The sequence below is a fragment of the Verrucosispora sp. SN26_14.1 genome (assembly GCF_004307965.1).
Classification (GTDB): Bacteria; Actinomycetota; Actinomycetes; order Mycobacteriales; family Micromonosporaceae; genus Micromonospora.
Genome location: NZ_SISL01000156.1, coordinates 1 through 12,425, shown reverse-complemented (window position 1 = coordinate 12,425; position 12,425 = coordinate 1). Strand labels below are relative to the sequence as shown.

The 12,425-nt window shown below is 72.9% G+C and carries 16 protein-coding genes and 1 pseudogene; 7 read left to right on the top strand and 10 right to left on the bottom strand.

Translation table 11 applies throughout. From position 1 onward, the window contains the following. Positions 1 to 361: DAK2 domain-containing protein (locus tag EYA84_RS15665; RefSeq protein ID WP_131053810.1), on the bottom strand; the 361-nt coding region annotated here is incomplete at its 3' end. Positions 362 to 631: 270 nt separating this feature from the next. Between EYA84_RS15665 and rpmB the strand changes: the two genes are divergently transcribed. Further along, on the top strand, positions 632 to 823 hold the full coding sequence (gene rpmB, locus EYA84_RS15660) for a 50S ribosomal protein L28 (protein ID WP_093401721.1): 192 nt from the start codon (positions 632 to 634) through the stop codon (positions 821 to 823). A 196-nt stretch (positions 824 to 1,019) separates the two neighbouring features. Here the strand turns inward: rpmB and EYA84_RS15655 are convergent, their stop codons facing one another. Together EYA84_RS15655 and EYA84_RS15650 are read right to left on the bottom strand one after the other, a co-directional pair. Further along, positions 1,020 to 1,487, bottom strand: coding sequence for a GNAT family N-acetyltransferase (locus EYA84_RS15655; RefSeq protein ID WP_131053809.1), 468 nt, complete (start codon positions 1,485 to 1,487; stop codon positions 1,020 to 1,022). Positions 1,488 to 1,528: 41 nt separating this feature from the next. Beyond that, positions 1,529 to 2,467: a thiamine-phosphate kinase gene (locus tag EYA84_RS15650; protein WP_131053808.1), complete on the bottom strand. Its 939-nt coding sequence runs from the start codon at positions 2,465 to 2,467 to the stop codon at positions 1,529 to 1,531. 166 nt (positions 2,468 to 2,633) lie between these two features. Here EYA84_RS15650 and EYA84_RS15645 point away from each other — a divergent pair, with 166 nt between their 5' ends. Together EYA84_RS15645 and EYA84_RS15640 are read left to right on the top strand one after the other, a co-directional pair. Beyond that, positions 2,634 to 2,867 carry an Lrp/AsnC ligand binding domain-containing protein gene (locus EYA84_RS15645; protein ID WP_088646044.1) on the top strand — a complete coding sequence of 78 codons (234 nt, stop codon included), beginning with the start codon at positions 2,634 to 2,636 and terminating at the stop codon, positions 2,865 to 2,867. Further along, positions 2,868 to 3,488, top strand: a complete 621-nt coding sequence (locus tag EYA84_RS15640) for a DUF3515 domain-containing protein (RefSeq protein WP_131053807.1) — start codon at positions 2,868 to 2,870, stop codon at positions 3,486 to 3,488. 54 nt (positions 3,489 to 3,542) lie between these two features. Here EYA84_RS15640 and EYA84_RS15635 read toward each other — a convergent pair whose 3' ends face one another. Both EYA84_RS15635 and EYA84_RS15630 read right to left on the bottom strand, forming a co-directional pair. Next, on the bottom strand, positions 3,543 to 4,649 hold the full coding sequence (locus EYA84_RS15635; protein WP_131053806.1) for a D-alanine--D-alanine ligase family protein: 1,107 nt from the start codon (positions 4,647 to 4,649) through the stop codon (positions 3,543 to 3,545). Between the two features lie 157 nt (positions 4,650 to 4,806). Continuing rightward, positions 4,807 to 5,043, bottom strand: coding sequence for a hypothetical protein (locus tag EYA84_RS15630; RefSeq protein WP_131053805.1), 237 nt, complete (start codon positions 5,041 to 5,043; stop codon positions 4,807 to 4,809). 275 nt (positions 5,044 to 5,318) lie between these two features. On the opposite strand from EYA84_RS15630, the gene EYA84_RS15625 reads away from it, so the two are divergent. The 3 genes from EYA84_RS15625 (at position 5,319) to EYA84_RS15615 (ending at position 7,116) form a co-directional block, all read left to right on the top strand. Then, positions 5,319 to 6,164, top strand: a complete 846-nt coding sequence (locus EYA84_RS15625) for a helix-turn-helix transcriptional regulator (RefSeq protein ID WP_131053804.1) — start codon at positions 5,319 to 5,321, stop codon at positions 6,162 to 6,164. Between the two features lie 4 nt (positions 6,165 to 6,168). Continuing rightward, a complete protein-coding gene (locus EYA84_RS15620; protein WP_131053803.1) occupies positions 6,169 to 6,369 on the top strand; it encodes a DUF397 domain-containing protein in 201 nt (66 codons plus the stop codon). Between the two features lie 162 nt (positions 6,370 to 6,531). After that, the gene (locus tag EYA84_RS15615) at positions 6,532 to 7,116 is read left to right on the top strand and encodes a hypothetical protein (RefSeq protein WP_131053802.1); all 585 of its coding nucleotides are present in this window, start codon (positions 6,532 to 6,534) and stop codon (positions 7,114 to 7,116) included. Between the two features lie 37 nt (positions 7,117 to 7,153). Here EYA84_RS15615 and EYA84_RS15610 read toward each other — a convergent pair whose 3' ends face one another. From EYA84_RS15610 to EYA84_RS15590, 5 genes are all read right to left on the bottom strand, one after another. Continuing rightward, a complete protein-coding gene (locus tag EYA84_RS15610) occupies positions 7,154 to 8,206 on the bottom strand; it encodes an ROK family protein (protein WP_131053801.1) in 1,053 nt (350 codons plus the stop codon). Between the two features lie 38 nt (positions 8,207 to 8,244). Further along, entirely contained in the window at positions 8,245 to 9,096 is an 852-nt protein-coding gene (locus tag EYA84_RS15605; protein ID WP_131053800.1) for a putative protein N(5)-glutamine methyltransferase, read from the bottom strand. Continuing rightward, positions 9,096 to 10,244, bottom strand: a complete 1,149-nt coding sequence (locus EYA84_RS15600) for a cystathionine gamma-lyase (protein WP_131053811.1) — start codon at positions 10,242 to 10,244, stop codon at positions 9,096 to 9,098. The genes EYA84_RS15605 and EYA84_RS15600 overlap by 1 nt, the downstream gene beginning before the upstream one ends. 14 nt (positions 10,245 to 10,258) lie before the next feature. Beyond that, entirely contained in the window at positions 10,259 to 11,257 is a 999-nt protein-coding gene (locus EYA84_RS15595; protein ID WP_131053799.1) for an NAD(P)H-dependent glycerol-3-phosphate dehydrogenase, read from the bottom strand. Positions 11,258 to 11,333: 76 nt separating this feature from the next. Then, complete coding sequence (locus EYA84_RS15590; RefSeq protein WP_131053798.1) at positions 11,334 to 12,065, bottom strand: 1-acyl-sn-glycerol-3-phosphate acyltransferase; 732 nt, start codon at positions 12,063 to 12,065, stop codon at positions 11,334 to 11,336. Positions 12,066 to 12,194: 129 nt separating this feature from the next. Here EYA84_RS15590 and EYA84_RS15585 point away from each other — a divergent pair. Then, positions 12,195 to 12,425 (top strand): annotated as a pseudogene (locus EYA84_RS15585) (2-phospho-L-lactate guanylyltransferase); the annotation flags it as partial.

The window sequence follows — 12,425 nt, the reverse complement described above, 5'->3', positions numbered from 1 at the left end:
GCAGGGCGACGTCCAGCTCCCGGCCGCCCACCTCGGGCACCGGGCCCAGCGCGTCGGCGAGGCCCCGCAGGATTTGCGACAGGATCACGCCCGAGTTCCCCCGGGCCCCGAGCAGGGCGCCCCGGGCCAGCAGCCGCAGGGCGTGCCCGTGCGCGGTCGAGGTGCCGTCCGCCCCGGTGTCGAGATCCATCGCCAGGGCCTGCTGGGCCGAGGTGAGGGTGAGCACCAGGTTGGTGCCGGTGTCGCCGTCGGGCACCGGATAGACGTTGAGGTCGTCGATCTCCCGCTGGTGCCGCTTGAGCGTGTCCAGCCCGCTGGCACACCAGCGGCGCACGGCGGCGGCATCGAGGGTGTCCAGCACGGTGGAAGCCTACTGGCGTACGCTGACAGTCGCCGGGCGTGTCACGCCGCGGTCGGATCCATGTGCCGCACGGCCCGTCCCACCCGGCCGAACCTGCCGCGTGCCGGGCGTCCGGGTTCCCGGCGGGGCCGGTCCTGCGGCCGGACGGTGGCCGCCGAGGCCGGGCCAGGCCCGATTGGGCAGCCGGTTCACCCATCGGGTACCCTGGCCAGGTTGCCCGGGCAGCACCTGCCGGCGACCTCATGAACGTTTCAAACCCAGGAGTATCCCGTGGCTAGCGTGTGCGACGTCTGTGGCAAGGGACCGGGCTTCGGCCACAACGTGTCCCACTCGCACCGGCGGACCAACCGCCGCTGGAACCCGAACATCCAGTCGGTGCGTACCCCCGCCGGTGGCGGCACGACCAAGAAGCTGAAGGTCTGCACGTCCTGCATCAAGGCGGGCAAGGTCGCCCGCGCCTGACGCGGGAAGACACTGTCGTTCGATGCCGGTGGGCCGATGGCCCACCGGCATCGTCGTGTCCGCCCCCGGGAGGTCCGTACCGCCGGCACCGACTCGCCGGCACCGTACCGCCGGCATCGACGGGGCGCCGGCACAGATGTTAGAAAGGGTCCCCTGCTATGCACCAGGCGTTAGCAGGGGACCCTTCCTTTCACGCTCAGAGGGTGCGGCCGAAGGACAGACAGCCGGGCTCGGCGGCGTAGAACCCGAAGTTGGGGATCCGCTCGTAACCGGCACCGGTGTACATCGCGATCGCCTCGGGCTGCCGGTCGCCGCACTCCAGGATGAGCCGCTTACGGCCGTGCTCGCGGGCCGAGCGCTCGATGGCCGTGAGCACCGTCCGGGCCACCCCCCGGCCACGGGCCTGCGGGGCGGTGTACATCCGCTTCAGCTCGGCGGTGTCGCCCTCGTCGCCGTGACTGCGCCAGCCGCCGCAACCGACCGGCTGCCCGTCGAGGTGAGCGACCAGGAACGCCCCGGCCGGGGGCACGAACTCGTCGGGGTCGACCGGGGTCTCGTCGCCGCTGCCGCCGTACCGGGCGCCCAGGTCGGCCAACGCGGCGGTGATCAACCGCTGCGCGACCGGGGAGTCGAAGGGCACCACATGGATCTCGATCTGCTGCACAGGTAAAGGGTACGACCCGACCCGCTCCTTACCCGGCGGGGTCACCGGAAGTGATCCCAGCCGCCCGGACCGTCGAACGGCCGCCCGTCCACGGTCACCCCGGAGCCCTCCTCGACCCGGCCGACCAACCGCCATTCGGCGGGCAGCGCCGTCGTCGGCGGGAACGTCGCCACCAACGCGTGGTCGTCGCCACCGGCCAGCAACCAGGTGTACGGGTCGACGCCGAGCGCCTGCGCGGCGTCCCGCATCTGCGGCGGCACCTCGAAGGCGTCCCGGGTGAGGTCGACGGTCACCCCGCTGGCCCGCGCCACGTGCCCGAGGTCGGCGAGGAGCCCGTCGGAGACGTCGATCATCGCGGTGGCACCGAGCCGGGCGGCCTGCGGTCCCGCCGGATAGGGCACCTCCGGGCGGCGGTACGCCTCGACGAGCAGCCGGGGCGTCCGGAATCCTCGGGAGAGCACGGTGAATCCGGCCGCCGCGTACCCGGTGCGACCGGCCAGGGCGACGAGGTCCCCGGGTCGCGCCCCGCTCCGGGTCACCGGGGCACGACCACCCAGGTCGCCCAGGGCGGTGACCGCGATGGTCAGGGTGGGACTGGCGGACATGTCCCCGCCCACCACGCTGGCGCCCACCTCGGCCGCCTCGGCACCGAGCCCGTCGGCGAGCTGTTCCACCCAGTCGGTGTCCGCGTCGGCCGGTACGCAGAGCGCCACCAGCAGCGCGGTCGGGTCGGCACCCATCGCCACCACGTCCGCGAGATTCGCCGCCGCCGCCCGGCGCCCGATGTCGTACGCGCCGGACCAGTCCCGGCGGAAGTGCCGCCCCTCCACCAGGACGTCCGTCGACGCGACCACCCGGGCGTCGGGCGCGGCGACCACCGCCGCGTCGTCACCGGGGCCGAGCAGCACCGTGGAGCCGTACGACAGGCGGGAGGTCACCCGGTCGATCAGCCCGAACTCGCCGACACCCGCCACGCTCACGCCGCTGCTCCGTCACGCCCCGTGCCGACCGGGGACGTCGTCGCGCTGAGCCGCTCAGCTCGCTCGCTCACTGCTTCTCCTTGGCCACCGATAGGGATCACCCCTGGTCCGTAAGGTACTTTCTCCCTTCGGGCCGCTTGACGGCGGCGACGGAGGGAGGTCGAGCGTGGTACAGGCGTACATCCTCATCCAGACAGAGGTCGGTCGGGCACGTGACGTGGCCGGTCTCATCGCGGATCTCGCCGGGGTGGTCCGGGTCGACGCCGTCACCGGGCCGTACGACGTGGTCGTGCTCACCGAGGCCAACACCGTCGATGAGCTCGGCAAGCTCATCGTCAGCAACGTGCAGATGGTGCCCGGCATCACCCGCACCCTGACCTGTTCGGTGGTGCGGCTGTAAGTGGACGAGACCACCAGGAAGCCCACCGACGACGACCGCACCGAGGGCGCGAAGGCGCCCGACCGCACGAACCGCTCCGCCGCGCTGATCGCCACCGCCGTGGCGTTGCCGGTGGCGCTGCTGGTGGGCGCCGTCGCCTGGGCCAACCTCCCGTCGAGTGAGCCGGCCGCCACGCCCACGGCGTCACCGAGCACCGCTGCTCCCCGGTCCACCACCCCGGTCGAGATGGCCGCTCCGGACCTGGCCGAACGACCGACCGTGGTGTGTCGCGCCCTGTTGTCGCAGTTGCCGGAGACGGTCCGCGACCTGCCGCAACGGCCGGTCTCGGCCGGTCCCGAGCAGAACGCCGCGTACGGTGATCCGGCGTTGACGGTGGCCTGCGGTGCCGATCGCCCCGCCGTGGCCCGCGACGCGCACCTCTACCTGGTCAACTCGGTCTGCTGGTTCGCGGAGGAGGGGCCGGACGCGACGGAGCTGACCACGGTCGACCGGGAGACGGAGGTGACCCTGCGGGTGCCGCACTTCTACGGCGAGGCGTTGCAGTGGGCCGCCCCGATCTCGGCGACCATCGTCGAGTCGATCCCGTCGGCCGACTCGAAGCCCACCGGCTGCACCGCCTGACCCACCCGCCGACGGCGGGCCGCCCCGGTGGCGGGCCCGCGTCGGGGTGGTGACTCAGTACTGCCCGGGTCCGCGGGTGAGCGCGGTCCGGATCAGCCGGTCGATCAGCTTCGGGTACTCCAGGCCGGCCGCCGCCCACATCCGGGGGAACATCGACGTCGGCGTGAAGCCGGGCATCGTGTTGACCTCGTTGAGGTAGACCTCCAGCTCCGGGGTGACGAAGAAGTCGGCCCGGGCCAGGCCGGCGCAGTCCAGCGCCTCGAAGGCGCGGACGGCGTAGTCGCGTACCTGCCGGGTGACCCGGTCGGGCAGGTCGGCGGGGAGGTCGTACTCGCAGGCGGACTCCGCGTCGATGTACTTGGCCTCGAAGTCGTAGAACTCGTAGTCGCCGACCACCCGCACCTCGGCGAGTACGGACGCCTCGGGCATGCCGCCGGCCTCGCCCTCCAGCACGCCGCACTCGATCTCGCGTCCGACGATGGCGCCTTCGACCAGGACCTTGTTGTCGATCTGCCGGGCGGCGGCGATCGCCGTCTCCAGGTCGGCCCAGTCGTTGACCTTGCTGACGCCGAACGAGGACCCGGCCCGGGAGGGCTTGACGAAGACCGGCAGGCCGAGCCGTTCCTTCTCCGCCTCGCTGAGCGTCATCCCGCTGCGCAGCACCGCGTACGGGCCGACCGGGATGCCCTCGGCGGCGCAGAGCTTCTTGGTGAACTCCTTGTCCATGGCGGCGGCCGAGGCGAACACCTTCGCCCCGACGTACGGGATGCCGGCCATCTCCAACATGCCCTGGATGGTGCCGTCCTCGCCGTAGGAGCCGTGCAGCACCGGGAAGACCACGTCCACATCGGCCAGCGCGCGGGGCCCCTCGGCCGGGTCGAGCACCAGCAGGCCGCTGCCGGTCGGGTCGGCGCGCAGCACGATGTCCACACCGGACTGGGCGGTGATCTCGGGCAGCCGGCGCGCGCTGATCGCCAGCTGGGCCGGGTCGCCGTTGGTCAGCACCCACTGCCCGGCCCGGGTGATGCCGACCGGCACCACCTCGAACTCGTCGGGGTCGAGTGCGGCGAGCACGCTTCCGGCGCTGACGCAGGAGATGCCGTGTTCCGGGCTACGGCCGCCGAAGACGATCGCCACGCGGGTCTTGCCTGGGGTGGTCACTGCGGTCACCTTTCCGGGACGCACTGCTGGCGCTCTCCCGGATGACCTTACTGTGCGTGGCGGGAGCGGGTGGCCGATACCCGGCGGGAACGCGGGATGGCCGCATTCGGTCAACGCGTCATATACGGTTCGTTACTGGTCGCGCACGTCGACCAGGTCAACCGACCAGTTCCCGCTCGCCGAACGCGTGCCGCCGGCCGATGGCGATCACCTTGACCCGCTGCCGGCCCGCGCGCACCATGCCCAGGGCCATGAACGCGCCGGCGATCCGGTCCGCCGCCTCCCGGCTGTTCGCACCGACGACCTGACGTCGGCGCTCCGGGGCGACGCGCTCGTTGCGACCGTCCATCTCGTACGGACGGACGTCGGTCAGGACCACCAGGAAGCGCGTCATTGCCGGCCGCCGAGGCGCTCGGCGCACACTCGCTGACCAGTCAGCACGTCGATTCCCTTCCGGTGGCCGACAACTGGCGCGGCACGCGGCGGTCGGGTACGGGGGAATAACCCGACCGCCGCGCGCCCCATCCCCTCCGGTCGCTCACCACCACCGTCGCCACGACAACCGGCGGTGAGGACGCGCTAACAGACTGACAGGTCCATGGGCATGAATGCAACTCTCACCGACGTTCTCTCATGTACAGAGTCCCAAATACGTGCGACCATCGATGCATGGCACCGAAGACCGCTCGCGCTCGCCGGTTGGGCCTCGCGCTGCGCCACCACCGGGAAGCCGCCGGCCTCACGTTGGAGGCCGCGGCGGACGAGATCAACAGCACCCGTAGCACGCTCTCCCGCTACGAGAACGCGCAGACACTGGTCAGCCCCGCCACCGTGCGGGCGCTGCTCACCCTCTACGGCGTCAAGGCCGAGGAGGTCGCCGCCGCCGTCGCGCTGGCCAAGGACGCGCGCAAGCCGGGCTGGTGGGTCTCGTACTCGTACCTGCTCGACCGGCGCACCATCGACTTCATCGCGTTGGAGGCCGAGGCCACCGGCATCGCCAACTTCGAGCCGTCGGTGATGCCGGGTCTGTTGCAGACGGCCGACTACATCCGCGCGGTGATGCGGGGCGGTCCGCACACGCTCAGCGACAACGACGTCGAGGAGCGGGTCCACATGCGGCTCGACCGGCAACAGCGGGTCTTCGAGCAGGATCCGCCGATCTTCGACGCGATCCTCGACGAGGCGGCGCTGCTGCGCCCCGTCGGCGACGAATCGGCCATGCAGGGGCAGCTCAACCATCTGCTCAAGATGAGCGATCTGCCGAACATCACCGTGCAGGTGATCCCGTTGTCCGCCGGCTACCACCGGGGCACCCGGGGGTCGTTGCACATCCTCGAGTTCGCCGACCCGGAGGACCCGATCATCGCCTCGGTGGAGACCGTCGCCGGCCAGATGATCCTGGATCGGCCCGGTGACCTGCGCACCTGCACCAAGATCATGGAACACCTGCGGACTGTCGCGCTCAGCCCGGCGGACAGCCGTGACCTACTCGTGAAGACCCTGAAGGGACGGTAAGAGGATGACACCGACGACCAACACCGTGGTGGCCGTGGCCGGGTGGCGCAAGAGCAGCCACAGCGGCGACGAGGGAGCCTGCGTGGAGGTGGCGGTCGTTCCCGGCACGGTGGCCGTACGCGACTCCAAGGACCCGAGCGGTCCACTGCTGCACTTCCCGCCGGCCGCGTGGACCGCCTTCGCCCAGTCGCCCCCGACCCCCTGAACCGGGTCCGCACTCCCTGAGCCGTACCACCACACCCAGGACCGCTGACCGGGCCGGTAAGGGCACCGCCGGCCCGGTCAGCCCCGGCTCGGGTGCCGACGCGCTACCCCGACGGTGCTACCTTCACGGCCGACGATGCCGCCCAGCAGCCCGGGGGTCCGTGTGGAGAGAAAGTACGGCGTCCTGATCGCCGTCGTCGCGTCGACGGCCAGTCTCGCCATCGTCGGTTCCCTCGCCGGGTACTACCTGGCCGACCGGGGATCGCCGACCGTCGAGGCGGGATCGGACCGGAGCCCGGAGAACGCGACGGACCGGGACCGGACCCCCGCCCGGGACGCGGACGACGCCCCGCAGACCCCGGTGGGCACCGACCGGCAGACGTACCGGCTCGACCGCCAGATCTACCAGGAGTCGTCGTTCCGGCTCACGCTGACCGGCGCCGAGACCTCCGACGGCACGCTGCGGCTCACCTTCCGCTACCGCAACGACTCGCCGCTGCCGTGGCCGTTGGTCTGCCCGAGCCGCGAGGACGACCTGAACTCCTCCGCGCTGACGCTCGCCGACGGCCGCACCGTACGCCCCACCGACACCTGGTGCGCCGCCGAACGGGCCGGCGAGGCGGTCACCGTCGCCCCGGGGCAGTCGACCGACACGTGGGGCGTCTTCCCCGTCTCGCCGTCCCCCACCGAGCCCTTCTCGGTGAGCTGGTACGACTTCCCGGTCCTGACGGACGTCCGACTGGGCTGACCGGCGACCACGGTCGGTCGCCCACCGACGACCGGGGTCAGTCGCCGACCAGCGGCAGCGGTGCCGGCAGGTCCCGGGCCGCCTCCAGCGCGGCGAGCGCGACGCCCCGCGCACCGGCCATGTCGCGCTCCGGCACCAGGGCGAACGTGGCCAGCGCGGCCTGCTCCGTGCGGAGCGCGGTGTGCTCGCGGACCGCCGCGAGGAACCAGTCACGGAACTCCGGTGCCGTCTCCACCACGCCACCGCCGACGAAGTACGCGTGCGGGTCGGTGAAGTTCGCCGCGATGGTGAACAGCGCACCGAGCGCCCGCGCCTGCTGCGCGAAGATCTCCCGGGCCAGGTCGTCGCCGCGCTCGCCGTACCCGCGCACCAGTTTGGCCGCCCGGTCCGGTGACTCGTCGGCCAGCGGATGCCCCGGGTAGCGCGTCAACCAGTACGGCAGCAGGTTGCGCCCGATCGCGGTCAGCGAGGCCACGCTCTCCACGTCACCGGCGAAACCGCAGGCGCAGGTCGGCACCGGCTGCTCCGGGGCCAGCACGGTGGTCAGCGGGATCTGCACGTGCCCCAGCTCACCGGCCATGCCGGCCGCGCCGGACACCACCCGGCCGTTCTCCACCACGCCGCCGCCCAGTCCGGTGCCGACGATCGCCGACACCGACGACCGCCGCATCGCGTCGGCCCCGAAGTGCACGTGGTGGGCGTAGAGCGCGGCGGCGTTGCCGTCGTTGTGATAGACCACCGGCAGCCCGATCCGGCGTTCCAACGCGCCCCGCACGTCGTACCCGCGCCAGGCCGGCTGGGAGAAGTTCGTCGAGCCCTTCGACGAGATCACCCCGGTGGCACTGGCCGGACCCGGCGTGTCCAGCCCGACCGCCCGGACCAGCTCGCGGGGCACGCCCGTGCGGGCCAGCACGCCGTCGAGAGCCCGCGCCATCGCCGCCACCGCCGCCTCCGGCCCGGCCTGCACCTCGCTGGGCGTCTCCACCAGCTCGTCCACCAGGAACCGCCCGTCGAGGGTCAGGACCGTGGTGTTGTTGCTCGTACCCCCGTTGTCGATCCCGACGACCACCGGCACCGCTGCGCCATCCACCCGAAACCCGCCTCCCGCCGTCCGAACCTGACGCGAGGTTAGTTCTCGGTCCGTCGGCCCGCCATGCCCACGCGGCGGTTCGCGTCCCGATGTCCGGCACAGACCGGCCGGCAGGCGGTCATCGCGGTGGCCCCCAGATCGCCGTCGCGGACCACCTCCGGCACCAGCCCGACCTCCGTCAACACCGTCCGCAACTCGTCCACCTGGTCCTCCCCCACCTCCACCACCAGGTGCCCGCCGGGCGCGAGCCACCGGGGCGCGGTGGTGGCGACCCGACGCAGCACCGCCAAGCCGTCCGGACCGCCGTCCAGCGCCACCGGCGCCTCGTACCGGCGGGACTCGGGCGGCAGCAGCGGCATCGCCGCCGTCGGCACGTACGGGGCGTTCGCCACCACCAGGTCCAGGGCACCCCGGCAGGCGGCCGGCAGCGGCGCGAAGAGGTCACCGCAGAGCACCGGCACCGCCAGGTCGGCCAGGTTCCGTCGGGCGCAGGCCACCGCCGCCGGGTCCAGGTCGACCGCGGCCACCAGCCGGGGCGCGGTGAGTCGACCGGCCAACACCCGGGTCACCGCGCCGGAACCGCAGCAGAGTTCCACCACGGCCGCGGCCGGCCCGGTCACCGCCACGGCGGCCGAGACCAGCAGGGCGGTACGCGACCGGGGCACGAAGACCCCCGGCCGTACGTCGATCCGCTCACCGCAGAACTCCGCCCAGCCGAGCACGTACTCCAACGGCTCACCGGCGACCCGCCGGTCGACCAGACCGGCCAGTGTCTCCGGACTGTCGGCGCCCTCCACCAGCAACCGGCTCTCGTCCTCGGCCCAGACACAACCCGCCTCCCGCAGCCGGCGCACCAGGGCGTCGAACTCGGCCGGGGAGACGGGCCCCATCAGGCCGCCGCGTCCAACGCGGCCGCGACGTCGGCGACCAGGTCGACGGTGTCCTCCACCCCACAGGAGAGCCGGACGAAGCCGGGCGCGGTGTCGTCGCCCCACTGCGCCCGCCGGTCGGCGGTGGTGTGCAGGCCGCCGAAGGACGTGGCCGCCCCGACCAGCCGGGCCGCGTCGAGGAACCGGGCGACCCGGTCGGCGTCGGCCAGGTCGAAGGAGAGCACACCCGGCATCCGCCGCAGTTGCCGCGACGCCACCGGGTAAGCCGGGTCGTCCGGCAGCCCCGGCCAGCGCACCCCCGACACGTCGGGCCGGGCCACGAGCAGCCGGGCGATCGCCTCCGCGTTCGCCGTCTGCCGGGCCAGACGCAGGTCGAGAGTGGCCATCGACCGGTGGGCCAGCCAGGCGTCGAACGCCCCGGGCACCGACCCGGTGACCGTCCGCCAGGAGGTGGCCTGCTCCAGCAGTGCGGTCGACCGGGTGGCGAGGTAGCCGAGCAGCAGGTCCGAGTGCCCGGTCAACGCCTTGGTGCCGGAGGCCACCACCAGGTCCGCGCCGAGGTCCAGCGGACGCTGGCCGAGCGGCGTGGCGGTCGTGTTGTCCACCGCCAGCAGGGCACCGGCCGCGTGCACCCGCTCGGCCAGGGCCGGCAGGTCCACCACGTCGAGCCCCGGGTTGGCCGGCGTCTCGACCAGCACCAGGCGTACCCCGGTGAAGTCCGGGTAGGGCCCGACGGTCGGCGCGAACAGCACCCGGACCCCGTTGCCGGCCAGCGTGTCGGTGGCGAACGCGCGCACCGGGAAGTAGCCGTCGGCGGGCAGCACCACCGTGTCACCGGCCCGCAGCACCGCCAGCAGCAGGCCGGTGATCGCCGCCTGGCCACTGGCGAAGACCCGGCAGTCGCCACCCTCCAGCTCGCCGATCGCCGCCTCCAGGAGCCGGCGGGTCGGGTTGTCCGGCCGCCCGTAACCGTTCGGCGCCGCCGCCGGTCCCTGCCGGGGATCGAGGTGGTACGGCGCGGCGAAGACCGGACCGGGCAGGAAGGGCGCGCCGGGCGTCGGCTCGGGCAGACCCGCGTGTACGCACCGGGTGCCGTCACCGGCGGAACCGGGCGTCCGGGCGTGCTCCTCGGGGGAACGGAAGCGCATCTCGTCCACGCTGCTCACTCCGGCTTGGTGGTGCGGCTCATCAGCGCCCGGACCGCACGCCGCGGGTCGACGCCCTCGTGGCAGACCAGCTCGACCTGCTCGGTGATCGGCATCTCCACCCCGTGCGCGCGGGCCAGGTCCCGGATCGCCAGCGCGCTCTTGACGCCCTCGGCGGTCTGCCGGGTGGCCACCCGCGCCTCCTCCAGCGTCGCGCCCCGACCCAGGTGCTCACCGAAGGTGCGGTTGCGGGCCGACGGGGACGAGCAGGAGGCGACCAGGTCGCCCATGCCGGCCAGACCGGCGAAGGTGAGCGGGTCGGCACCGAGGGCCACCCCGAGCCGGGCCGTCTCGGCCAGTCCCCGGGTGACCAGCATCGCGCGGGTGTTGTGACCGAACCCCATCGCGGTGGCGATGCCGTACGACAGGGCGATCACGTTCTTCACCGCCCCGCCCAGCTCACAGCCGATCACGTCGTCGTTGGTGTACGGGCGGAAGTACGGCGTGGTGATGGAGCGCTGCACCAGCGCGGCGCGGTCGGCGTCGGTGCCGGCGACCACGGTGGCAGCCGGCTGCTCGGCCGCGATCTCCGGGGCCAGGTTGGGCCCGGAGACCACCACCACGCGATCCGCCGCCACCCCGGCGGTCTCCACGATGACCTCGCTCATCCGCTTGGTGGTGCCGAGCTCGATGCCCTTCATCAACGACACCAGGGTGGCGTCGGGGTGCAGGTGACCGACCCACTCGGCGAGGTTGCCGCGCAGCGTCTGCGACGGCACCGCCAGCACCACCATCTCGGCGCCCTCGATCGCCTCGGCGGCGTCACCGGTGCCGGTGACGCGCGACGGCAGCACCACCCCCGGCAGGTACTCCGGATTGCACCGCTCGTCCCGCAGGACGTCGGCGATGGACTTCCGTCGCGCCCAGATCGTGACGTCCCGGCCGGCGTCGCCGAGGATCTTGGCGAACGCCGTCCCCCACGACCCGGCCCCCAGCACCGCCACATGTCCGCTCATGCCGCCACTCCGCTTCGCTGCGCGCCGCCACAAGGCACCACCGCACCGCGCTGACGATTCACTCGCTGACGCTCGCTCATGCCGTCGCCTCGGGGCGGTCGGCGTTGGCGCGGGAGGTGCGCTGCCACAGCGGCGGAGGTGTGCCGCCCCGGATCTCGGCGAGCAGGTCCCGCACCCGCAGCATGATCACGTCGGTCATCTCCTCCAGCACCTGCCGGCTCGGCGTGGCGCCGGCCCAGCGGCTCAGGTCGACCGGCGGCCCGGCCACCACGCTCACCGGGATGCGGGGGCGCGGGTTGAGCCTGCCCCGCCGGGGGTCGAAGATCTTCTCCGGCCCCCACATCGCCACCGGCACAACCGGGGCACCGGTGGTCAACGCCAGCCGGGCCGCGCCGGTCTTGCCCTTCATCGGCCACAGGTCCGGTTCCCGGCTGGTGGTGCCCTCTGGATAGATGATCACCGCATCGCCCTCGTTCAGTGCTTTGACCAGGGCTTCCAGGGACTTGACCGCGTCGACCGAGCCGCGCTCCACCGGGATCTGGCGGCACCGGTGCAGGATCCAGCCGACCACCGGGACCTTGAAGACGCTCGCCTTGCCGAGGAACTGCGGCCACCGGCCGGCGTCGTAGACGAAGTGCGCCGACACCAGCGGGTCGGCGTGCGAGATGTGGTTCGCCACGATGATCACCGGGCCGTCCTGCGGCAGGTGCTCCATGCCCCGCCAGGTACGCCGGGTCCAGACGGTCATCGCCGGCTTGACCAGCACCACGGCGAACCTCTGCCAGAATCCCAGCCTGCGCCGACCCACCGTGCCTCCTCGTGCCCACCCCGACCCGCCCACCGGAGACCTCCGGTGACGCCCGCAGCCGAAATCATGCCTGTTCGCCCCTGGTACGGCCAGTGAGGGTACCGCCGCCGGGCTGGCAGGATGACAGGTGTGAGTCAGCCCTGGACCGTGGTGGTGCCGGTCAAACGCCTGGTCGCCGCGAAGTCGCGGCTGCGTGGCGGGCTGCCCGGCGTACCCCACGAGGAGCTGGCGCTGGCGCTCGTGGCCGACACCCTCGACGCGGTGCGGGCCTGTCCCGAGGTGGGCGGGGTGCTCGTGGTCACCGACGACGTCCGGGTCCGGGCCGAGGCCTCGGCGGCCGCCGCGCGGTGGCGCGCGGAC